Source organism: Clostridium sp. CM74B_53, assembly GCF_036318045.1.
Classification (GTDB): Bacteria; Bacillota; Clostridia; order Lachnospirales; family Lachnospiraceae; genus Pilosibacter.
The window spans coordinates 56,319-77,842 of record NZ_JAWQDE010000015.1; the positions used below are offsets into that span (position 1 = coordinate 56,319).

Consider the following 21,524-nt stretch of genomic DNA (forward strand, 5'->3'; position numbering starts at 1 on the left):
AGGAGGTACCCCACATGAAACATTACACCAGCCCACGGATCCAGCGGGCACAGCTTTTTCTCATGAAAGTCTCCTCTTATCTTGAGATCGCCTGTGCCCTGATCCTGATCGTCGCGATCTGTATCGCGTTCATACCGGTCCCGCAAAACCTGTACAGTCTGTATCTTGACAACGGCTTTGATCTCTCAGACTTTATGAAGAAAAGTTTTGATCTCGTCATCGGTGTCGAGCTTCTGAAGATGTTCTGCCGCCATGATATCGACTCTATCGTCGAAGTTCTTCTCTTCTCTGTCGCAAGACAGATGGTCATCGATCACCTTGCCATAAAAGAGGCGCTCATCGGCTGTATTGCCGTCGCGATCCTCTTTGCTGTCCGCAGATTTCTCTTTGTGCCGATCCTCGACAATCCGGACGAAGCGGAACGAAAACTAGAAAAGGATCAGTACATTAAAGAACGGATCGCTGAGGCCATCTCCGCTTACAAAAAAGAAAATGCCTCAGTAAGTCTCAGGGAACGCGCGGAAGCATCCGTCAATACAGCCTCTGCAGATCCGCTCAGTGATAAGAGCGGAAACGAATAACAGGGTCTTTTGCGTCACAGGATTTCAACAAGTGAAAACAAAATGGAGCAGATCTTCTCTGCTCCATTTTTTCGTCTGATTCTTTTTACATCAGCGGTGCAATGAGCCGCATCGCCTTTCCGCAGAATTTATGGAGTGTCGGAAGTGCATCCACACTCTCCTTCGTCATCCGGACACATTTCTTTAATGTCTCATCAAAATCATACCGGATATCCTTCACGACCGGATTCTCATAGATATAAACACCGCATTCAAAATTCAGGTACTGGCTCCTGAAGTCCATGTTTACAGATCCGACGACTGCCTTCTCCCCATCACTGACGAATGTCTTGGAATGGACAAAGCCCGGAAGATACTCATATACCTTTACACCGGCCTCAATCAGCTCCGTATAGTAGGAATGTGCCAGCATGAACGCCGATTTCTTGTCCGGGATATGCGGCATGATGATCACTGTATCCACACCGCGCTTTGCCGCATAGGTGAGCGCCGTGATCATATCGTCATCCAGAACCAGATACGGAGTCATGATGTACACATATTTTCTCGCCTGGTAGATGATGTCCAGGTAGAGCTGGTGTCCGACCGGCTCCCCGTCGATCGGGCTGTCGGAAAACGGAATGGAAAAGCCGTCCATGTTGAGCTCCGGGGCGTGGAAATAATCGCCGGTGTCCAGATATCTGCTGTAATCGAAATCGGAGTCCAGCTTTTTCACACAGACGTCCCACATCTGGAGAAACATCACGGTAAAATTATTCACCGCATCGCCCTTTAAGCGGATCGCATTGTCCTTCCAGTGTCCGAAGCGGACTTTCCGGTTGATATACTCATCCGCAAGATTCACTCCTCCGGTATATGCCGTATGGCCGTCGATCACGAGGATCTTTCTGTGATCGCGGTTATTCTGGCTTGTCGAGATCGCCGGGCGGATCGGATTAAAGATCTGGCAGTGGATCCCCTTTGCCTCCAGCTCCTTCGGATAGTCATGAGGCAGATTTGAGAAGGAGTTCATTCCGTCGTAGAGGATCCGCACCTCGACACCTTCCTTCACCTTCTGCTCCAGGATCTTCACGATGGAGTCCCACATAACTCCCTTTGCGATAATAAAATACTCGATAAAAATATAGCGCTTCGCCTTCTGAAGCTCCTGGAGAACATCTTCATAGAAGTCATCTCCCAGCGGGAAATACTTGAAATTCGTCCGGTCCCAGGTAGGATAGCCGCCGCTCTCCTTCATATAATGGCTGAGATTAGAATTGCTCCGGCTCCTGAGTTCCAGTCTCTTACAGACATCCAGGTCCTGATCAAGGTAATGATCCGTCTTCTTTTTCACCTGTTCAATCCGTCTCGCAAAGATCTTCGTCTCTGTCTGGAGCTGGACAAACACATAAAACAGGGTTCCGAATACCGGGAACAGGAGGACCGGGACCAGCCAGGCCATCTTAAAGCTCGCATTCTGCTTTTCATTCAGGATATGGATCGTGAGGATCGCGCTGATCACAGCAAAGGAACCATATCCCCATGCCTGGTATCGCTTGTCCAGCCACACATAGACCCAGTACAGCACTGCCAGCTGCAGCGCGATAAATAAGAGGAAGAACGCAGTTCGTCCGAATACGACTCTCAAAAGTCCGCGTTTTCCCTTTCCCTTCATTTCATCCATTTCCATCATATATTATGCCTCAACTTATCTCGTCCATATCAGTCTCCGATCAGTCGGCTGATCTGCAAAACTGTTTTTAATCTTCCAGTGCCTGTCTTAAATCTTCGATAATGTCATCCACATCCTCGATCCCGACGCTCAAGCGGATCAGGGACGGATCGACTCCGGCCTCCACAAGCTGCTCATCGGTCAGCTGGCGGTGGGTATGGCTCGCCGGATGAAGGATGCACGTTCTCGCGTCAGCGACATGGGTAACGATCGCAACGAATTTCAGTTTGTCCATAAATTCGCCTGCTGCCTGTCTTCCGCCCTTTAAGCCGAAGGAGATCACGCCGCAGCTTCCGTTCGGCATATATTTCTCCGCGAGCGCATGGTACTTGTTGTCTTTGAGTCCCGGATAGTTGACCCAGGCAACATCCTCTCTCGCAAGCAGCCACTCTGCTACCTTCTGTGCATTCTCACAGTGTCTCGGCATTCTGAGGTGTAAAGTCTCCAGTCCGACATTTAAGAGGAAGGAATTCATCGGGGACGGGATCGATCCGAGGTCACGCATCAGCTGGGCTGTCGCCTTTGTGATGTACGCTTTCTTTCCAAAACGCTCTGTATATACGATTCCATGGTAAGACTCATCCGGTGTCGTAAGTCCCGGGAATTTGTCCGCATGGGCATTCCAGTCGAAGTTTCCGCTGTCAACGATACAGCCGCCGACAGTCATCGCATGGCCATCCATATATTTTGTCGTGGAGTGTGTCACGATATCTGCTCCCCACTCGAACGGGCGGCAGTTAATCGGAGTTGCAAACGTGTTGTCCACGATCAGCGGTACGCCGTGTTTATGCGCAAGGCGGGCAAACTTCTCGATATCGAGAACGACTAGCGCCGGGTTTGCGATCGTCTCGCCGAATACCATCTTTGTGTTCGGTCGGAACGCCTTCTCGATCTCCTCCTCCGGTGCATCCGGATCAACGAGCGTCACATCGATCCCCTGTTTTTTCATCGTAACGGTAAACAGGTTGGAGGTTCCTCCGTAGATCGTTGCCGCGCTGATGATATGGTCACCTGCGTTGCAGATATTGAAGGCTGCGTAGTAGTTTGCAGCCTGTCCGGAGGAAGTCAGCATCGCAGCGACACCGCCTTCCAGCTCGCAGATCTTTTCTGCGACTGCGTCGTTCGTCGGGTTTGCGAGTCTTGTATAGAAATATCCGTCCTCTTCCAGATCGAACAAACGCCCCATCTGCTCGCTCGTCTCATATTTAAAGGTCGTGCTCTGATAGATCGGGAGAACTCTCGGTTCCCCGTTCTTCGGCTTCCAGCCGCTCTGGATACAGATCGTTGCTGGTTTTCTCTTCTCTCCCATAATAATTCCTCTCTTTCCCCCGGACTGTGGTCCGATGTGTAAACTGACTATTATCATAGCACACTTTCTCTTCCGCTTCAACCTACCAAAGTCGTTACGCTGCCAGCATAATGATTGACTTCTCCCACAAAAAAGACTAAAATAAAGATAATATCCAGCGTCTGTTCTCACACAGCCGCTCACGATCCATATTCAGAAAGGAGTCTATTGCATATGGCATTTTTTACAGATATGAAGCGCAGTCTCACGGAGGCCGGAAAACAGGTCGCTCAGAAAACGAAGGAAGTTTCCGACACCGTTCAGTTAAAAACACAGATCTCCAGAGAAAAAGAGGCGGTGAACCGCCAGTACGCCCAGATCGGCAAGAAAGTCTTCGAAGCCGCAAACACAGCCGACGAGGAAGCTTACTCCGCAGAATTTGCCCTGATCCGTGAAAGCTTAAAGACGATCGATGAACTCCAGGACAAGCTCTCCACCCTGGAAGGATTTATCCACTGTCCGGAATGCGGTGCAAGGATCGAGAAGACCGCCGCTTTCTGCAGCAAGTGCGGTGCTAAGATCGCGGAAGTGATGCCGGAGGATGCTCCTGTCGACGTTGTCGATACTGCCGAAACAGCTGAGACAGCCGAAAACGAAACATCCAATGATACCTGCGCCTGCGAAGCGGTTCCGGATGAGAAATTCGAAGACGGATCCGCCGAGACTACGGCAAATGTGACCGAAGATCACGAATAAACCATCTGACAGAAAGAAAACCGGCGATGTCTGCAGGAATCCCTTTCCACGGATCCTAGCAGCAGCGCCGGTTTTCTTTTATTATTTTTCTCCCACAAACACCGTCACAAACGCACCCGCGCCCATGAGAACGATCCCGAATAAGATCTCCCAGATGGACAGGGAACCAAGCTTCGATACGAGACCCGTGTTGATAAAAATCGCGATCGGGGATGAGATCACAAGTCCCAGGATCGCACAGAATGTCTGAACCCCGTATTTTTCAAAGAGGAACGTGATCAGCTTTGCGATCAGGAAAATCCCGAGGATCACGCCGATCCCGAACGGAGCCAGAAGCAGGATCCCATCCTTCATTCCCATGAGATCAAACGCACGGAGATTGTCGAGGAATGTCTTGATCGTATTGATGATCGCGTAATAATATCCGAAGATCATGAGCATCATGGATCCGGATACGCCCGGGATCACCATCGTCGCAGAAGCCACAACTCCGAGAATAAATAAGATCACCATATTCACCGGAGTCACTGCGATCACGGTCAGAGCGTCCTTGCTCTCCTTTAAGAGCGGCATTCCACCGGAGATCACGAAGGCGATCACAAACGCCAGGATCCCGAACACGCCGATCCCGCCGGAAGTCATCTTTGACTTCATGGAGGAAATGATCGCAGGAAGTCCGCCGAGGATCAGACCCACGAACGCCATACATGTCACAAATGTGTGCTTGTCGAGCAGATATTCGATCGCATAGGTAAATCCCACGATCCCGATCCCGCAGCCGATGATGATCGGGATCAGGAATGCGATGTTCTTCTTAAACTCCTTAAACAGACCTGAAACCGCACCGATCAGCCGATCGTAGATGCCAAGGGAAACCGCCATCGTTCCTCCGGAAACGCCGGGAATGATGTTTGCGATCCCGATCATGACTCCCTTTATGATATTGCCAAAAAATTTCATGATAAACCTCCATAAATCTTTTGTCCGGATGATCCCATTCTCCATTTCCACACAGCGCAGCGATCTGCCGGGAACGTTCGGGTGTCTCATGCGCCCGACAGACCAGGCAGCTGCCGGTGTATCCGGCGTCTCTGCCTGGTCTGTGGTAAATCCTGTTTCATTCAGACGATCTGATTATACACGATACGTTCCATTCCATCAATCACTTTCGCTGACTCCGATCCCCTGGTTTACAGATTTATTCACGATCTGATCGTAATTTAACGTCTGATCCAGGAATTCCGGGATTGTCGTTCCAACGAACCGGTACAGGCGTTCTTCCGGAGTTCCGGTCAGAACCTCATCTCCCGACGGTTTCAGTTCCACATAGATCTCGATCCCGCTCTCATATGTGCAGAGGCGGTTTCTCTGGAGAAGGTTATCCGAGGCACTCGCCGAAAGGACCTCTTCGATCTTCTTTCTGTTTTCCTCCGATCCATCGTTTACGATCGTGATCGCCCGGTAATTGTCATCGTACGTTCTCGTCGCGATCGCCATTCCTTCGTCCGAAGAAACTTCCGCCTGCACCGCGCTCTCGTCAGCCACCATATCTGCCGCTAAGACAGACTCTCCTGTCTGAGGATCTGTCCCGGTCTGCTCCGTCTCATAGTCCAGCGGATACAGGATCTTTACAGCAGCCACTTCATCCACGGAGATTCTCTGCTCCACATCGAGACCCGCCTGTTTTAAAAGGGCGATCGTCTTTGTAAAGGACGGATAGACCGGGAAGAAGTTTACATTATTCATATCATCAAGGCGGAATCCAGAGGAAGTATTTCCGCGCTGTTTGCTGATCACGGTGAGGTATTCCTGCTCAGCCGTGGTGAGGAAGCGCAGCGCAGCCACCGGTGCATTTACCGCTCTCTCATTTAACGTCAGACCTGCAAGCTCATCCTGGTAGGCGGATAAGATCTCCGCCTTCATGGAATCGTCCGTCCTGAGCTCCGAGATGTCTCCATCCGTCATCCAGTAGATCCCCGTGATATTCTCCGGTGTGTAGGACATTACCGGATAAATGCCCTCTTTGTACTCTCTCGATGCGTAGAGTTCATCGAGACTACTTCCGAGTACCGAGCGCGGGATCATGTAGGAGCGGTAAACGGTTTTTCCGTTTTTCATATGGAAACTGACCTGCGCATAGATCATTCTCTCGCTGTCATCATAGATGGAAGTCGAATTTCCTTTGATCTTCGCCTCCCTCTGCAGCTTCGCCTCTTCCACACCGTGCTCCGCGAAGGCGAGGACTTTCGCGTAATCGGTAAGTTTCATGTTCTCATCCGCATAATTTCCGTAATCCAGATACTTCCATCCGTAGGAGGTTCCGTTCCGGTACGGAAGCCCATAATCGAGATCGTCAAGATAGGCATTGATCGATGCATAGTTAAAGTTCTTCTCGTTCGGAAGATACGAATCATAACTGATCGCATCCGTCCAGAAGATCCCGATCAGCAGAATGGCAAGGACTCCCCCTGCTGCTGTCTGGGCAAGATTCGAAAAGAGCTTCGAGAAATCGAAATGATAGATGATCTCGATCATGCAGCTCATGAGGACAAGTCCCAGGATAAAGCCGATAGCTGCCCAGGACAGGCTGTAGTAAATACTCCACAGCAGGATCGTCGCTGCCGTTGTGACCGGCACAAGGAGCAGGACTTTGATCGGGGCCTGCGTCTTTTTGAAGGCCATCGCTTTTCCGGCAGACTCTGAGGGGCGGAGCTTATAGAGGATTAGCGCCAGGACGGTGAGGAGCACCGCAGCAAGGAGGCCGATCACACAGAGCTTATAGAGTCCCATGCCCGTTCCCGTGCTTCCGATACTCATCTGGATCCTGGAATATCCATAATCGATATCATCAAAAAACTGATCTGAATGGAAGATCCGGAGTCCCGCTTCCATCAGTTTTGCATAATATCCGATCGGGGATCCGTACTCCGCAATCCATCCCATATCGCTATTTCTTCCGGTCGTCACAAAGAAAAATTCCTTCAGGACACTGAGTAAAAGGGAAATGGCCGGAGCATAGCCGTACAGAACACCTGCACCGAGGATCGAGATGAACAGGTTTCCCGTGAGCAGGACCGCGATCACCATCACAGCATAGATCAGTAAAAATCCTACCATATGAGTGGCGAACGCAGAGAGCATCATCTTCACGATGCTGCCTCCCTGGATCCCGTTTCCGCAGAAGATCGCAAATGCAGCGATCATGTTGATCAAATATGCCGCAAAGAGGATCAGGAAGCCGTCCAGAAACTTCACGGCAAACAGCTGCTCTCTTTTGACCGGGAGACAGTTGTAAAAGTCAACCTGCTTTTTGGAATGCAGATACAGAAATCCGGTCAGTCCGAGGATCATAGCCGCTGCTGCCACCAAAACGCACAGGAACGCATTCTCAAATCCAAGAACTTCTCCGACGAGGCGCAGGATCTTCGTGTGTTTCAGGGCATCTGCCCCGATCTCCGCATATCCGGTCCCGTTCACGAGCCAGTTTTCATACTCTTTTCCGATGCTCGCGATCCCCATGGCCGCCGCCATCGGCATTGCAAAGAAGAATGTGAGCAGGGAAAAAGCGACCGCCCAGAGTCTTCGTTTCATGTCCTCTTTCATAAGTTTAAAAAATAAGCTTTTTGATGTCATATCCTGCCACCTCCGTTTCACTGATAAAGATCTCTTCCAGTGAGAGCGGGATCAGTTCAAAGAACAGCGGTTCACACGCCGCCATCTGCTGCTCCACATTCTCTCTCGTCCCGCGCACCGTGATCGTCGCCAGGCTGCCCCGGTACTCTGTCTTCAAGATATCGAGACTGGTAAGGTCCTCCACCTTCACTCCTGGTTTTAAGACGCACTGGATCTTATGGATATTCAGTTTCATGTCATCGAGATCCTTTGAGAGCAGGATCCCGCCCTTGTGGAGAAGTCCGACATGGTCACAGATATCTTCCAGCTCCCTCAGGTTGTGGGAGGCGATGATCGGTGTCAGGTTCCGCTCCGCCATATCGTTCGCGAACAGGCTCTTTACCGCCTGGCGCATCACCGGATCTAGACCGTCGAAGGTCTCGTCACAGAAAATATAGTCCGTTCCCGCGCAGATCCCGTAGATGATCGAGAGCTGCTTTTTCATCCCTTTTGAGAACGTGGAGATCTTTCTCTTCTTTCCAAGGTCGAAGGACTCCAGGAGATGGAAAAATCTCGGCTCATCAAACGCCGGGTAGATCGTCTTGTAGAACTTCATGAGTTCCACCGGGGTTCCGTTCGCGAAAAAATACTGGTCGTCGGAGATATAGAAAAACTTCGACTTTACCTTCGGATTCTCATAGACGTTCTCCCCGTCGATCAGAACGGTTCCCTCGTCCGGTTTTAAGATCCCGCTGACCATCCTGAGAAATGTGCTCTTTCCGGCGCCATTCGTCCCGATCAGCCCGAACACGCTGCCCTCTTTGATCTTCGCATCGATATGGTCCACCGCTGTGATGTCATCAAATCGTTTGGTCAGTCCGCTTGTCTCGATCATTCGTCTCCACCTCCGTTCTTTCTTGCCGCCTCATACTGGATCTCCACCATGTTTTTGATCTCCTCTCCCGGGATCCCGACACGGATCGCCTCATCGATCATATCGCTCACCTTCAGGAGAACCTCTTTCTTCTTATTCTCTTTCATTGCCTGATTGTCTGCCACAAAACTTCCCTTTCCCTTCACTGTATAGATGTATCCCTGCCGTTCCAGCTCCACATACGCGCGCTGGATCGTATTCGGATTGATCGAAAGTTCCATCGCAAGGCTGCGCACGGACGGCAGCGGTTCATTCTCTTTCATCACGCCGAGCAGCATCAGCTCCTCGAGTTTCGCGACCACCTGTTCATAGATCGGCCGCCGGTCTTTGTAGTCTAACAGGATCATAAGCCTCCTCCTTTCCCGATTCTCTGCGTGATACACTCCTGATTTCCGGGCCCTGGGGCAGAAAAATTTCTGTCTGTTTATTCTTTCTAAGTGTATCAACACTCTTAATACAGTTAGTATAGAGAAAAAGACCTGTGAAATCAAGGAATATCACAGGTCTTTTTTCTTACGATTTATTTACGATGAAGCGGAAGCCGCTGCAAATGCAGCGCACTGCAAAAAGATCCCGGAAAACAGCCAAAGCTGTTCCCGGGATCTCAATACGATCTGATTCAATTTTGCAGATTACTGCTCGTTGTCATCGTAAAGCTTTACTAACTTCTCAAGGTAAGCGTACTTATCTTTCGCGTTCTGCTCAGCCTTAGCAAACAGCTTCTCAGCTCTTGCCGGGTTCTTCAGTGCGAGGGATGTGTAACGAACCTCACCCTTGATGAACTCCTGATAATCAACGGTAGCCGGCTTGCAGTCAAGGCTGAACTTCTTGCCCTCAGCTGCCGGGTTGAATCTGAAGAGGTTCCAGTAACCGGACTGAACAGCAAGTTTCTCCTCTGTCTGAGCCTTTGCCATACCTTTCTTGATACCGTGGTTGATACACGGAGCGTAAGCAATGATCAGGGACGGTCCCGGATATGCCTCAGCCTCAGCGATTGCCTTGATGGTCTGGTTCATATCAGCGCCCATGGAGATCTGTGCAACGTATACATAGCCGTAGCTCATAGCGATTGCAGCAAGGTCTTTCTGCTTAACTTCTTTACCGCCTGCAGCGAACTGAGCAACAGCACCTGTCGGAGTAGCCTTGGAGGACTGTCCGCCTGTGTTGGAGTAAACCTCAGTGTTGAATACCATGATGTTGATATCCTTGCCGCTTGCAAGTACGTGGTCAACGCCGTTGAATCCGATATCGTAAGCCCAACCGTCACCACCGAAGATCCACTGGGACTTCTTAGCCAGGAAATCTTTGTTCTTGACGATGTCCTTGCATGTCGGGCAGTCAACGTTCTCAAGAGCAGCTACGAGTTTGTCAGTTGCAGCACCGTTTGTAGCACCAACACCGAATGTGTCTAACCACTCCTGGCATGCAGCTTTTACTTCTGCTGTTGCGTTCTCGTTTGCAGCAACTTCCTCAACTTTAGCCTTTAAGCCATCGCGGATTGCCTGCTGAGCGAGTAACATACCATAACCAAACTCAGCGTTATCCTCGAACAGGGAGTTAGACCAAGCCGGTCCTTTGCCTGCCTTGTTTGCTGTGTAAGGTGTGGACGGTGAAGAGTTACCCCAGATAGAAGTACATCCTGTTGCGTTTGCGATGTACATTCTGTCACCGAATAACTGTGTGATCAGTTTTGCGTACGGCGGCTCACCACAACCAGCACATGCGCCGGAGAACTCAAGGAGCGGCTGTTTAAACTGGCTGCCCTTTACAGTTGTCTCTTTGAATTTATCGATTACATCCTGCTTGATGTCAAGTTTCTGACCGTAGTTGAATACTTCCTGCTCTGCAGCGTTTCCTTCAAGCGGAACCATTGTAAGAGCCTTCTCACCCTTCTTGCCCGGGCATACGTTCGCACAGGAACCACATCCGGTACAGTCAAGTGCGGAGATCGTCATAGCGAACTTGTACTCCGGCATACCTGTCATCGGGATTGTCTTTGTACCAGCCGGTGCGTTAGCAGCCTCAGCCTCTGTCATAGCTACCGGACGGATAACTGCGTGCGGGCAGACATAAGAACAGAAGTTACACTGGATACAGTTGTCCGGATTCCAAACCGGTACGTTTACTGCGATACCACGTTTCTCGTATGCAGCAGAACCGGACGGAGTTGTACCGTCAACATACTCTTTGAATGCGGATACCGGGAGGTTGTTACCTTCCTGAGCATTTACAGCAGCCTGGATGTTGTTTACGAAGTTGATAACATCCTCGCGGCCCTCTGTAGCGTGAACCATGTCAAGACCTTCGTCTTCACAGTTCTTCCAGCTCTCCGGAACTTTCACTTCTACAAGTCCCTTAGCGCCTGCATCGATCGCTGCCCAGTTCTTCATAACAACATCTTCACCCTTACGACCGTAAGTAGCCTTTGCAGCTGCTTTCATAAGCTCGTTTGCTTTGTCAGCCGGGATGATCTTTGTCAGCTCGAAGAATGCGGACTGAAGGATCGTGTTGATACGGGTCGGGCCCATGCCTGTCTCGATACCAAGTTTAACACCGTCGATGGTGTAGAATTTGATGTTGTGGTCAGCGATGAACTTCTTAACCTGTCCCGGTAAGTGTTTCTCAAGACCCTCAGCATCCCACGGGCAGTTGAGGAGGAATGTACCGCCGTCAACAAGCTCCTGAACCATGTTGTACTTGCGGATGTATGCCGGATTGTGGCATGCAACGAAGTTTGCTTTGTGGATCAGGTATGTGGACTTGATCGGAGTATGTCCGAAACGTAAGTGGGACATTGTAACACCGCCGGACTTCTTGGAGTCATAATCGAAGTAAGCCTGAGCGTACATGTCTGTGTTGTCGCCGATAATCTTGATGGAGTTCTTGTTGGCACCTACAGTACCGTCTGCGCCAAGACCCCAGAACTTACAGTTTGTAGTTCCTTCCGGAGTTGTAACAAGCGGAGCACCTAACTTTAAGGAAAGGTGTGTCACATCATCGTTGATACCGATTGTGAATCTCTGCTTCTCTGTATTCTCGTATACAGCAACGATCTGTGCCGGTGTTGTATCCTTGGAACCAAGACCATAACGACCTGTGAATACCGGAACCTTATCGAACTTGGAGCCCTTTAATGCTGCAACAACATCAAGGTATAACGGCTCGCCGATGGAACCCGGCTCTTTTGTTCTGTCGAGTACGGAGATCTGCTTAACTGTATCCGGGATTGTGTTGATAAGAGCCTCTGTGCAGAACGGTCTGTACAGACGAACCTTAACAACGCCGACCTTCTTGCCCTGTTTTGCAAGGTAGTCGATCGTCTCTTCGATTGTATCGTTTACGGAACCCATAGCGATGATAACGTGCTCAGCATCAGCAGCTCCGTAGTAGTTGAACAGTTTGTAATCTGTACCGATCTTAGCGTTTACTTTGTCCATGTACTCCTGTACGATTGCCGGAAGAGCATCGTAGTATGGGTTACATGCCTCTCTTGCCTGGAAGAAGATATCCGGGTTCTGAGCGGAACCTCTCTGTACCGGATGGTTCGGGTTCAGAGCGTTCTTACGGAATGCATCAATGGCGTCCATATCAGCCATTTCTTTTAAATCCTCGTAATCCCATGTCTCGATCTTCTGAATCTCGTGGGAAGTACGGAAACCATCAAAGAAGTTGATGAACGGAACTTTACCCTTTAATGCTGCAAGGTGTGCAACCGGTGTTAAGTCCATAACCTCCTGTACGCTGGATTCGCAGAGCATTGCGCATCCGGTCTGACGACAGGCGTAAACGTCGGAGTGGTCACCGAAGATATTTAAAGCGTGAGTTGCTACACAACGAGCGGATACGTTGAATACGCCCGGGAGCTGCTCACCAGCGATCTTATAGAGATCCGGGATCATAAGAAGAAGACCCTGAGAAGCTGTATAAGTTGTTGTTAATGCACCTGCTGCAAGGGAGCCATGTACGGCGCCGGCAGCACCTGCCTCGGACTGCATCTCGGTGATCTGTACCGGCTGTCCGAACATGTTTGTTCTTCCATCGGTTGCCCATTCATCGGTAGCTTCCGCCATCGGAGAAGAAGGGGTAATCGGGTAGATGGCTGCTACATCCGTAAATGCATAGGAAGCATGAGCGGCTGCATGGTTACCATCCATGGTTTTCATTTTTCTTGCCATAGTTGATTTCCTCCTGTAAAGTGTATAAATATGTAAATATTTATTAAACTTATGTGTTCCGCGTTTATCAGAACATCTATAAATTATTATAGCAATTTTTCCCTAAAATGCAAATCAAAAACGGCAGAATCATGTACCAAATCATAAACAATATTAAAATTTTTGCATTATCTTTTCATATTATGGAATGTTATCCGCATTGTGAGAATGTGCATTTGGTTAGTTTTGACAAACTCCCGTTCCGGAGCACTTCTCTCTTTTACAGATAATGATTTCTTTTAAATAAAAAGCGGTGAGGCAGGAAATCATTTTGATTCCTGTTCACCGCTTTTTTATATAAAGTATTCTTTTTATTGGTCCGACCATTCCCCGCTCTCAAGCAGGACCTTCGCTGCTGTCCTGGAGTGGGAGATCCGCTACTGTCCGTTCGGAGCGATCAGCCCCATATCGGACGGAGCCTGGTTCGTCTCCGCATGCGCTGCCGTTGTCTCCGGCGTATACCCCGGTCCGTAGTTGGATCCGGCGGACGGTGCTGCCGTTGTCGGCGCTGCTGTTGTCTCCGCTGCCGTTGTCGGTGCTGCTGTCTCTGCAGCCGTCGTCTCCGCTGCCGTTGACTCCCCAGCAGATTCAGACGGTGCTGCCGCTGACTCTGTGGACGGCGTTTCCGTCGCCGCAACCGTTCCGGAAGTATTTCTCTTGATCGTAGCCGCCTTTCCTTTATAAGTGCTGTTGTGGAGAAGGACATCGCTCACGACCTGCCCGTTCTTTTTCGTGATCAGGTTCGTCTGCCATCTGCTTCCCGGTGTTGCCGCCTTTGCGACAACTTCGGTACCCGGCTGGAGAGTCGGGTCTTCGACATAAGTCGGTGCCGGCGCGTCGAGTTCCTTGATCTTTTCGGAATGCATCGACACGGTCACGCCGTCCTCTAAGATCGGGTTTCCGTAAATGGAAACCGTCAGGGTCTGACCGGAGATGGACGCTTTGATGCCGATCGCTGTCTTTCCGTTATTCACAAACCGCAGATCCGGACCCGCATATCCGTCATAGCTTACCATCGCATCCTCGCCCGGTGTGACATAGGAAGGTTCATATGTGTGTGCATGGCGTTCCGTCGTCTTGAGTCCGGCAAATACGACCGCATTGTAGAGAGTTGAGGATACCTGGCAGACACCGCCGCCCGGCTCCTGAACCACAACGCCGTTGGAGTACGCACCCGCTGGTTTGTATCCTTTTTCTGTGGTACGGTTGCCTGTCATCTTATTAAAGGAGAATTCTTCTCCCGGCTGAAGGATCGTGCCGTTGATCGCCGCGCAGGCGAGACGGATATTTTCGTTTCTGTCCTTATTTGTCGTTGTCGTCGTCGTATATGTTCCGATCTTTTTGAAATTGTCGCGGGCCTGAGCTTCCGTGATCTCCGGCTGTACCTCGTTCGCCGTCGCCGTGATCGTCTTGTCGTACTCTCCCGCTTTCATCGCCGCCGTGATATCGGAGGCAAGTTTTTCCTGATCGATCTTCTTTCCGGTCTGGGCTCCTGCAAATGTAAATTTGCCGGTCAATTTATCATAGGAAGCGATCGAACCATTCTTCGGCTCAACATCCCACTTTGCGGCCAGCGCTTTTACCTCGACCTGGACCGCGTCATCAAGGTCATCCGTCTGAACAGTATAGTCGCCGGATTCCTTCTTTGCGAGTGCCTCTTCGATCACCGCATCTACATTTGCTTCCATAAGGTTCGGAAGTTCTTCCGTGCTGTCACCGAAGGTCACCTTCATCTTCCATCCCATATCTGCAAGGACCTTCTCCATCGCCTCGGATTTTGTGAGACCGTGGATCTGGATCCCGTTTACCGTGATCTCCGCTTCGATCTCTGTCTCCGGCTCCGTCGTTGTCTCCTCCGTGGATGTTTCGGATCCCGCGTCCTGTTTCCCGGACCTTGCACAGCTCTGGAGTCCGACTGCCACGCAGATCAGAAAGATCACGACGCCGATCGCGATCAGGACGATCTTTGCCATATCCGGTCCCTGACCTCTTCCTCTTCCCCGGCCCCGTCTTCTTCCGGAGCCTCCTCTTCTTGCCCCGGTTCCCTTATTCCGGGCATTCTGTACCGCCATGATGCGGTCTGCCGCGCTGGACTGGCGGGATCTTCCGCCCGCTCTGCTGTTTCTGAATGTGTCACTCATTGCTCTCACCTTTTATTTTTGTTTTCAGGACGGATCTTCTCTCTATCCATCCGTTTTTCTGAATCCGAATCCGCGCGAAGCTTCCGGCTCTTACAGGCAGCCGATCCCGGTACAGAAAATGTATCGGGACATCGTTTCCGCAAAACGCGCAGATATACAGGTAGTAGTATAGCATAATTTAAGAAAAATGGTATAACAGAAATCTTAAATTTTATTCACAATTTTGTCTCAGATATGTTAAAATAAGGTAACAGTCTGCTGTTCGTCATTGATGTACAGCATCGCAATTACAGATCAAGAAAGGAACTTCTGATATATGAAACTCATCGACCTTCACGTTCACTCTACCGCCTCCGACGGCTCCTTGACTCCCACCGAGGTCGTAAACCGTGCAGCCGGTCTCGGGCTCACCGCCATGGCTCTCACGGACCACGATACGGTCTCCGGGATCGACGAGGCGTTAAAAGCCGCAAAGGACCTCGATATGGAGGTCATTCCCGGGATCGAGGTCTCCTGTATCTATAAAGAAAAAGAGATCCATATCCTGGGTCTCTACATTGATCATACGAACCCGGAGCTTCTCTCCTTTTTAAAAGAAGCTTCCCGGAAACGATATGACCGCAATATGGAAATGCTCGCCGCCTTCAATAAAGATGGATTTGAGATCACTGTGGAAGATCTCCACTGCGGGAATCCGAAAACCGTGATCACTCGTGCCCACTTTGCGAGAGCGCTTTTAAAGCGGGGATATGTGTCCTCCGTCGATCAGGCGTTCCGGAAATACTTAAACCCGGACCGACCGTACTACCGCTCCAGAGAGCTCATCACGCCGGAGGAAGTCCTTAACGCTCTCCAGGCCGCAGGCGGTTTCCCGGTCCTCGCCCATCCGCTCCAGTATAAGCTCGGCTGGGCAGGCACAGAAGAGCTTGTCTCCATGTTAAAAGAGCATGGTCTTTGCGGTCTCGAATGTTTTCACTCCTCCAACAATCAGGATGAAAGCGGAAAGCTCCGGAAGCTTGCAAAAAAATACGCTCTTGCACCCACAGGCGGCTCCGACTTCCACGGTGCCGCAAAGCCCGATATCGAGATCGGATCCGGACGCGGCGGGCTGCGGGTCTCGGCGCTTTACCTGGACGACATCAAGCTTTCTATGTTTATGGCCGGAATCGGAAGATCTTAGACATGTAACACGTTCCGCACAGCCTGCGAGATCTTCGCCGCCAGCTTATGATCTCTCCCACCGGATGTGATTCCGATGACCGTGTCGCCATCCTTCGCAATCCCCGGAAAATAAAAATCACATTGATCCCGGTCCGACGCATTGTTGACCGGGATATTTTTTTTGCGGCATTCCCGGACGACCTGTGCGTTTACCTCCGGGGTGGCGGCGGCAAGAACGAATGTGAATTTATCTGTCTCCATGGGATCTGCTGAAATTGCTTCCGGCTCTTTGATCTCATACTTTTTCCTTTTCCAGATGATCCGGCAACTCCCCGGGGTCACCTTTCCTGATTTTCCTTCCTCTTCCGCATACACGGTCCCGGCATCCAGCTCCAGCATTTCCAGAAGCTCCTCACCCACCTCCGGTGCCACAACAGTGATCTCACATCCGAACTCCAACAGCGTCCGGATCCGCCTTGCAGCGATCTTTCCGCCGCCGACTACGAGGACACGACGCCCTTCCAGGTTCACAAACAATGGAAAATATGCCATTTTTCCTGATCCTTTCCCTGTTTTTGGTGCATTTTCGACAGTCCGTCCAGCTTCCGCCCGATGTTCCCCATAAATTCCATAAAAATCCAGTTTAGATTGTTAAATTTTTATCTATTCCGTCGATTGTTTTTTCCCTACTCATCTGGTAGAATTCAAATCGTTAAAAGAAAAACGAAGTGACAAAGTAAAACATGAGTAACTGTGGCAGTTACAAGCAACCTTTAAGGAGGTAATCATTATGAAATTAAAAATGAGAAATATTTCCAATCTTGATACATTTTTCAAAGCCATCAATCAGTGTGACGGTGCTGTTGAGTTAAGTCTTCCGGAAGGCGGAAGCGTAAACTTAAAGTCCAAACTCAGCCAGTACTTCTCCATGGCTACCGTTTTTTCCAACGGAAACATCAAGGAGTTAAGCCTTACCACACACAACGATGAGGATTCCAAGCGTCTGATCCAGTACATGGTTCAGGGCTGCTGATCCATTTAAGCCATAACAAACCCTTTACCGGCCAGATTGGAGAGCAGTTCTTCCTTCTTTGCGAAGAAGGTTCCCTGTGCCATCTGGCTGCTTCCCCCGCCTCTCCCGGAGAGTTCCCCATTTAATTCCTTCGAGAGAGCGCGCATGTCCTCGCTCTGGCTCCCCAGAACATAAGAGAATCCCCCATTCACACTTTCTGACAGGGCGAGGACAATTTTCCCCTTCTTTCCTTCGAGCGCGAAGTTCACAAAGTGACGGAGTTCCGTCATATCGAGATCATTTCCGAGGTAACAGATCTTCTCATTTCCCTCTTTTAACTGATCCGCCTGGAATTTCATAAGTTTTCTTGAAGTCTCAGACAATTTTGCCTGAGTCTGCATCAGCTCATTTTTCAGTTTTTCCACGGCATCCGCAGTCTTTCCGGCTTTTGCGGACAGGAATACAGAAATTTTCTGAAGTTCTTCCCTTTTCTTCTCATAATCCATCACAGCCTCTTCCCCGCAGAGCAGAGAGATCCTGACACCGCCCTTATAGTGGATCATGGTTAAAAATTTCACGAGCCCGATCTCACCGGTTTTCGCCACATGTGTCCCGCAGCAGGCGCAGGTATCACCGTTCGGGATGCTGACGATCCGGATGTCCCCGGTCAGCTCCTTTTTGCTCCGGTAGTCCATCTTTGCAAGCTCTTCCTGGGACGGAAATCCCGCGTAGATCTCCAGGTTCTCCCAGATCATCCGGTTCGCTTTCTTTTCGATCTCCAGAAGCTCGTCCCATGTGAGCGTTCCGTTCAGATCGATCGTGATCTCCTCCGATCCCATATGGAATCCCACATTGTCATATCCGTATTTCTCGTGGATCAGCCCTGAGACAAGATGTTCACCGGAATGTCCCTGCATATTCCGAAATCTTCTCTCCCAGTCGATCTCGCCAGTCACGGTCTCACCGACGGTAAGCGGTGCGTCCGTATAGTGGACGATCTCCCCTTTCACATCATGGACCGCCGTCACATGCGCCCCGCCGAGGATTCCCGTATCATACGGCTGTCCGCCGCCCTCCGGGTAAAATGCCGTCTGGTCAAGGACCACCTCATATCCCTTTTTTCCCTCCGTACAGGAAAGGACTTTCGCCTCGAATGTGCGGATATATGCTGAATTATAATATAATTTTTTCATTACTGTCTTTCTCCTCTTTGTCTCTCAATTTCCCCGGATCTTCCGGAAATCATCAAGCCTGACTGACAGTTTTTTCCGTCCTGTCATATCCTGTCTCCTCTCCGGAGCCGTACTCCCGGAACCATCTGCTGCGGTCCCTGCTGCCGAACGTCCCAGTGTATCTTGATTTTACCATCTCGCTTCCCATATGACAAGATGGGGATTTCGCCGATGTTTCTCACTCGAAATCGCCAAAATCCCCATCTATTACTGTGTCATATAAACTTTCAGTTCAAAAAATCTCTGTCTGCGAAAAGGGATGTTATGACACCCATGCACCGTCCCCGTTCACATGATACCCGTCCGGAGTAACTGTGTTGACATAGAGCGTGCCGGTCTTGTCTGCGCAGTACCAGGTCCCGCCGACCTCAAACCAGCCGGTCTTTGCATAACCGTCGGCATCCAGATAACTCCAGCTGCCATCGGTCTGTTTCCATTCGTTCGTATGCCACTTGCCGTCATCCTCAAGGTACCACCAGCCATTCGCATCCTGATACCATCCGTTAGCGACAGAAGTATCGCGCAGCCGCTTTGCTTTCTTCTTTGACTTTTTCTCAAGCTCCGCTGCTTTCGCCTCGATCACCTCCTGTTTCGCCTTCGCACTTTCTCCCGGCGTACTGAATGCCGGGAATTTCAGATAGATCCGCACACCCCGGACTCCGTCTTCTTCGAGATCATCTTTTCTCAGCCATTCGCACTTTTCGTAGGTACACTCCAGACCGCGCAGCTGGATCTTCTCGACGGTCTCCTTCGAAAGCTTGTAACCACTGTCATAATAAAGATCGATCATGAGCTCCGGTGTGTCCATCCGGTCCCATCTGACTCGGTCATTTACATAATCGTAAGAATGGATCGTATATTTTTCCGCAGACGTAGTGATCTCCGGAAGCGTATCATCCAGAAACTGTCCCGGCTTTGCCGCCTCCCCCTCAAGATAAAGGGAAATTTTCTGGATCCGCCCGGCTGCCGATGCAGGGAAAACGCTGATCCCTGCGCAGAGGAGTATCCCCGCAATAAAACCTGCTTGTCTGAGCTTTCGCTGATTCTTTTTCATACTGACCTGTTCCTCCTTAATTTTATCTCGATCAGATAAATCCCACAGCCCTTTAAGGCGGCGAGAATTCATATATTGTGAGTTAGATCCGTACCATGGTCCTGCATTTTCGCCGCATACGGAAATGCCCCTTACACGGCAATAGAAAATTTCTGCTGATATTCGTTAAATTCTGACATGCCATCCTGCATATACTTAAAGTGTAAAGATATTTCCGGAGGAAATAACATGAGTGATTTAGCTGCTACAAACTGTGGATGTGGATGTGACAGCCCGGCACCTGGCTGCGGCGGATGCGGATGCGGAAACAACTCTCTTTGGATCATCCTGCTTCTCTGCTGCTGCGGCGGTTGGGGACATAACGGCTGCGGCAATGGCTGTGGAAATGGATGCGGATGTGACAACAGCTGTCTCTGGATCATCCTGCTCCTCTGCTGCTGCGGCGGCTGGGGCAATGGAAACGGATGCGGCTTTGGCTGCTGATCCTTTTGCAGTCTCATCTCTTTCATGGGGCGGGAGATCTTCCCGCCCTCCTGTTAAGATTCGCCCAATATTTCCTAACCGCGCCTTAGCGGCACCTTCGTTCCATCTTTGTTCCATCCGCTTTTTCCCGTCGGATGGTTTTCCTCTGCACGTTTCAACTCCTCCATCATCTTCTTTCTCTCACATTCCTCATCGATCTCATACACACTGTTTCCATCTATGACAAGTCTTCCCATTTTCTTCCATCCGGATTCCGTCCGCAGCTGCACCATTTCTTTCCATCTGCGTCTTTTTACTGTTATTTTATTCCGGAACTTCTTTCACTGTGAACCCGGAGAAGCAGTGCTTTCGCAGTTACTTTTCACGGGTAGGAATTTTCTGAACTGAAAATTCCGTATGATACCGTTGTGGTCGCGGATTTTGCCGATTTGGAATGCGAAGCATCGGCAAAATCCTGTTACAGTACGCGGGCATGGAGTGACCGTGTACTGTAACCTTTCGCATTCCTCTTTCATCCGGATTTTCCCGTCATGAGCCGGAACTTCCTCTCATATATTTTCACATACAGGAGGTCCACAAGTATGAGTGAAAAAGAATTAAAACTGACCGATCTCGACTACGCTACCGGTGATCATCATCTCCAGATGGTGAAAGCCGCACTCCCCTACCTCGACATCGGCAGGCAGAGAAATCTTTCCATGTTCGTAAAAGTCGAAGAGCTTCTGCGGACCATGGAATTTTTCCGGGACAACGAGGACGGCATGATGAAGATCTGTGCGCTCGATGCGGAACACACTTCTCCGCGATCCATGCTCTCAGCCGTCCGCCCCTACGCAAACCATCAGGAGCAGGAGATGATCGATATGATGACCCGGTTCTTAGAGACCCGGAAAGGCGCCGCAAATGCCGGAGTCACACCGGATCAGCTTCTCGCACTTTTGCCGCCGGATGTGAAAAATCAGTTTGAGACCCTGCAGATGGTGATCCAGAGCTTCGCGCCGGGAGGTTCCGCATGAACAACTCCACATGGAAATCCGACCCGAGACTTCACGCCATGGACGCCTCGAAGATCGCGCTTCTCGCATCCTTTGCGGATGAGCTTGCAAGCACCCCCGAAAATGAGAGGATGCATGCGTTTCTCAGCCTGAATCAGAAGCTGCAGAAAGAGGCCATCTCCTTTTCGGCAGACGAAAAAGGACTTCTCTTTGATGTCCTGTGTGAATCCCTCTCCCCGCCGGAGCGTCAGAAAGCCGAAATGATCCGCCGCCTCGCCGGGCGTCTGAGGTAACAAGTGAACAAAGCGGCTGGGACGACATGTCATATGAGCATGTCTTCCCAGCCGCCA

20 protein-coding genes are annotated in these 21,524 nt (G+C 50.4%); 7 read left to right on the forward strand and 13 right to left on the reverse strand.

All coding sequences use genetic code 11. The features are described 5' to 3' along the window. Positions 1–14: 14 nt before the first annotated feature. Positions 15–581, forward strand: a complete 567-nt coding sequence (locus V2546_RS12320) for a hypothetical protein (protein ID WP_118532044.1) — start codon at positions 15–17, stop codon at positions 579–581. Positions 582–666: 85 nt separating this feature from the next. Here the strand turns inward: V2546_RS12320 and cls are convergent, their stop codons facing one another. Both cls and V2546_RS12330 read right to left on the reverse strand, forming a co-directional pair. Continuing rightward, positions 667–2,253 (reverse strand): cardiolipin synthase, encoded by a 1,587-nt coding sequence (gene cls, locus V2546_RS12325; RefSeq protein ID WP_329752473.1) that lies wholly within the window; start codon positions 2,251–2,253, stop codon positions 667–669. A gap of 67 nt (positions 2,254–2,320) precedes the next feature. Continuing rightward, positions 2,321–3,601 (reverse strand): O-acetylhomoserine aminocarboxypropyltransferase/cysteine synthase family protein, encoded by a 1,281-nt coding sequence (locus V2546_RS12330; protein ID WP_118298090.1) that lies wholly within the window; start codon positions 3,599–3,601, stop codon positions 2,321–2,323. A gap of 213 nt (positions 3,602–3,814) precedes the next feature. Between V2546_RS12330 and V2546_RS12335 the strand changes: the two genes are divergently transcribed. Further along, a complete protein-coding gene (locus V2546_RS12335; protein WP_329752474.1) occupies positions 3,815–4,336 on the forward strand; it encodes a zinc ribbon domain-containing protein in 522 nt (173 codons plus the stop codon). An 81-nt stretch (positions 4,337–4,417) separates the two neighbouring features. Here V2546_RS12335 and V2546_RS12340 read toward each other — a convergent pair whose 3' ends face one another. From V2546_RS12340 to V2546_RS12365, 6 genes are all read right to left on the reverse strand, one after another. After that, positions 4,418–5,296: an undecaprenyl phosphate translocase family protein gene (locus tag V2546_RS12340; RefSeq protein ID WP_329752476.1), complete on the reverse strand. Its 879-nt coding sequence runs from the start codon at positions 5,294–5,296 to the stop codon at positions 4,418–4,420. 198 nt (positions 5,297–5,494) lie between these two features. Next, positions 5,495–7,969: a DUF6449 domain-containing protein gene (locus V2546_RS12345; protein WP_329752477.1), complete on the reverse strand. Its 2,475-nt coding sequence runs from the start codon at positions 7,967–7,969 to the stop codon at positions 5,495–5,497. Further along, complete coding sequence (locus tag V2546_RS12350) at positions 7,944–8,843, reverse strand: ABC transporter ATP-binding protein (protein WP_118650316.1); 900 nt, start codon at positions 8,841–8,843, stop codon at positions 7,944–7,946. Before V2546_RS12350 ends, V2546_RS12345 begins: the two co-directional genes overlap by 26 nt. Then, positions 8,840–9,229, reverse strand: a complete 390-nt coding sequence (locus tag V2546_RS12355) for a GntR family transcriptional regulator (RefSeq protein ID WP_329752479.1) — start codon at positions 9,227–9,229, stop codon at positions 8,840–8,842. The genes V2546_RS12350 and V2546_RS12355 overlap by 4 nt, the downstream gene beginning before the upstream one ends. Positions 9,230–9,514: 285 nt before the next feature. Next, the gene (nifJ, locus tag V2546_RS12360) at positions 9,515–13,057 is read right to left on the reverse strand and encodes a pyruvate:ferredoxin (flavodoxin) oxidoreductase (RefSeq protein WP_118532028.1); all 3,543 of its coding nucleotides are present in this window, start codon (positions 13,055–13,057) and stop codon (positions 9,515–9,517) included. Positions 13,058–13,473: 416 nt separating this feature from the next. Beyond that, the gene (locus V2546_RS12365) at positions 13,474–15,237 is read right to left on the reverse strand and encodes a VanW family protein (protein ID WP_329752480.1); all 1,764 of its coding nucleotides are present in this window, start codon (positions 15,235–15,237) and stop codon (positions 13,474–13,476) included. A gap of 316 nt (positions 15,238–15,553) precedes the next feature. On the opposite strand from V2546_RS12365, the gene V2546_RS12370 reads away from it, so the two are divergent. After that, positions 15,554–16,417, forward strand: a complete 864-nt coding sequence (locus V2546_RS12370; RefSeq protein WP_118532024.1) for a PHP domain-containing protein — start codon at positions 15,554–15,556, stop codon at positions 16,415–16,417. Here V2546_RS12370 and V2546_RS12375 read toward each other — a convergent pair. Next, the gene (locus V2546_RS12375) at positions 16,414–16,950 is read right to left on the reverse strand and encodes a precorrin-2 dehydrogenase/sirohydrochlorin ferrochelatase family protein (protein ID WP_215702497.1); all 537 of its coding nucleotides are present in this window, start codon (positions 16,948–16,950) and stop codon (positions 16,414–16,416) included. The two genes, V2546_RS12370 and V2546_RS12375, sit on opposite strands and share 4 nt — an antisense overlap. A gap of 238 nt (positions 16,951–17,188) precedes the next feature. Here V2546_RS12375 and V2546_RS12380 point away from each other — a divergent pair, with 238 nt between their 5' ends. Then, complete coding sequence (locus V2546_RS12380) at positions 17,189–17,431, forward strand: polya polymerase (protein WP_329752482.1); 243 nt, start codon at positions 17,189–17,191, stop codon at positions 17,429–17,431. A gap of 5 nt (positions 17,432–17,436) precedes the next feature. Here V2546_RS12380 and V2546_RS12385 read toward each other — a convergent pair whose 3' ends face one another. The 3 genes from V2546_RS12385 to V2546_RS12395 form a co-directional block, all read right to left on the reverse strand. Next, a complete protein-coding gene (locus tag V2546_RS12385) occupies positions 17,437–18,603 on the reverse strand; it encodes an alanine--tRNA ligase-related protein (protein WP_329752484.1) in 1,167 nt (388 codons plus the stop codon). A 52-nt stretch (positions 18,604–18,655) separates the two neighbouring features. After that, positions 18,656–18,778 (reverse strand): hypothetical protein, encoded by a 123-nt coding sequence (locus V2546_RS12390; protein ID WP_329752485.1) that lies wholly within the window; start codon positions 18,776–18,778, stop codon positions 18,656–18,658. Between the two features lie 126 nt (positions 18,779–18,904). Continuing rightward, positions 18,905–19,696 carry a hypothetical protein gene (locus tag V2546_RS12395; RefSeq protein ID WP_329752486.1) on the reverse strand — a complete coding sequence of 264 codons (792 nt, stop codon included), beginning with the start codon at positions 19,694–19,696 and terminating at the stop codon, positions 18,905–18,907. Between the two features lie 228 nt (positions 19,697–19,924). Between V2546_RS12395 and V2546_RS12400 the strand changes: the two genes are divergently transcribed. Then, the gene (locus V2546_RS12400; RefSeq protein ID WP_118532010.1) at positions 19,925–20,179 is read left to right on the forward strand and encodes a chorion class high-cysteine HCB protein 13; all 255 of its coding nucleotides are present in this window, start codon (positions 19,925–19,927) and stop codon (positions 20,177–20,179) included. Between the two features lie 74 nt (positions 20,180–20,253). On the opposite strand, the gene V2546_RS12405 is transcribed toward V2546_RS12400, so the two are convergent. Further along, on the reverse strand, positions 20,254–20,415 hold the full coding sequence (locus V2546_RS12405) for a hypothetical protein (RefSeq protein WP_182427670.1): 162 nt from the start codon (positions 20,413–20,415) through the stop codon (positions 20,254–20,256). Between the two features lie 345 nt (positions 20,416–20,760). On the opposite strand from V2546_RS12405, the gene V2546_RS12410 reads away from it, so the two are divergent. Beyond that, entirely contained in the window at positions 20,761–21,195 is a 435-nt protein-coding gene (locus V2546_RS12410) for a hypothetical protein (RefSeq protein WP_215702493.1), read from the forward strand. Beyond that, entirely contained in the window at positions 21,192–21,467 is a 276-nt protein-coding gene (locus V2546_RS12415; protein WP_329752488.1) for a hypothetical protein, read from the forward strand. The genes V2546_RS12410 and V2546_RS12415 overlap by 4 nt, the downstream gene beginning before the upstream one ends. Positions 21,468–21,524: the final 57 nt, after the last annotated feature.

What these genes read in the sequence shown, in the direction of transcription:
- V2546_RS12320 (WP_118532044.1), top strand. Translation starts at nt 15, where the DNA reads ATGAAACATTACACCAGCCCACGGATCCAGCGGGCACAGCTTTTTCTC.
- cls (WP_329752473.1), bottom strand. Translation starts at nt 2,253, where the DNA reads ATGATGGAAATGGATGAAATGAAGGGAAAGGGAAAACGCGGACTTTTG.
- V2546_RS12330 (WP_118298090.1), bottom strand. Translation starts at nt 3,601, where the DNA reads ATGGGAGAGAAGAGAAAACCAGCAACGATCTGTATCCAGAGCGGCTGG.
- V2546_RS12335 (WP_329752474.1), top strand. Translation starts at nt 3,815, where the DNA reads ATGGCATTTTTTACAGATATGAAGCGCAGTCTCACGGAGGCCGGAAAA.
- V2546_RS12340 (WP_329752476.1), bottom strand. Translation starts at nt 5,296, where the DNA reads ATGAAATTTTTTGGCAATATCATAAAGGGAGTCATGATCGGGATCGCA.
- V2546_RS12345 (WP_329752477.1), bottom strand. Translation starts at nt 7,969, where the DNA reads ATGACATCAAAAAGCTTATTTTTTAAACTTATGAAAGAGGACATGAAA.
- V2546_RS12350 (WP_118650316.1), bottom strand. Translation starts at nt 8,843, where the DNA reads ATGATCGAGACAAGCGGACTGACCAAACGATTTGATGACATCACAGCG.
- V2546_RS12355 (WP_329752479.1), bottom strand. Translation starts at nt 9,229, where the DNA reads ATGATCCTGTTAGACTACAAAGACCGGCGGCCGATCTATGAACAGGTG.
- nifJ (WP_118532028.1), bottom strand. Translation starts at nt 13,057, where the DNA reads ATGGCAAGAAAAATGAAAACCATGGATGGTAACCATGCAGCCGCTCAT.
- V2546_RS12365 (WP_329752480.1), bottom strand. Translation starts at nt 15,237, where the DNA reads ATGAGTGACACATTCAGAAACAGCAGAGCGGGCGGAAGATCCCGCCAG.
- V2546_RS12370 (WP_118532024.1), top strand. Translation starts at nt 15,554, where the DNA reads ATGAAACTCATCGACCTTCACGTTCACTCTACCGCCTCCGACGGCTCC.
- V2546_RS12375 (WP_215702497.1), bottom strand. Translation starts at nt 16,950, where the DNA reads ATGGCATATTTTCCATTGTTTGTGAACCTGGAAGGGCGTCGTGTCCTC.
- V2546_RS12380 (WP_329752482.1), top strand. Translation starts at nt 17,189, where the DNA reads ATGAAATTAAAAATGAGAAATATTTCCAATCTTGATACATTTTTCAAA.
- V2546_RS12385 (WP_329752484.1), bottom strand. Translation starts at nt 18,603, where the DNA reads ATGAAAAAATTATATTATAATTCAGCATATATCCGCACATTCGAGGCG.
- V2546_RS12390 (WP_329752485.1), bottom strand. Translation starts at nt 18,778, where the DNA reads ATGGTAAAATCAAGATACACTGGGACGTTCGGCAGCAGGGACCGCAGC.
- V2546_RS12395 (WP_329752486.1), bottom strand. Translation starts at nt 19,696, where the DNA reads ATGAAAAAGAATCAGCGAAAGCTCAGACAAGCAGGTTTTATTGCGGGG.
- V2546_RS12400 (WP_118532010.1), top strand. Translation starts at nt 19,925, where the DNA reads ATGAGTGATTTAGCTGCTACAAACTGTGGATGTGGATGTGACAGCCCG.
- V2546_RS12405 (WP_182427670.1), bottom strand. Translation starts at nt 20,415, where the DNA reads ATGGGAAGACTTGTCATAGATGGAAACAGTGTGTATGAGATCGATGAG.
- V2546_RS12410 (WP_215702493.1), top strand. Translation starts at nt 20,761, where the DNA reads ATGAGTGAAAAAGAATTAAAACTGACCGATCTCGACTACGCTACCGGT.
- V2546_RS12415 (WP_329752488.1), top strand. Translation starts at nt 21,192, where the DNA reads ATGAACAACTCCACATGGAAATCCGACCCGAGACTTCACGCCATGGAC.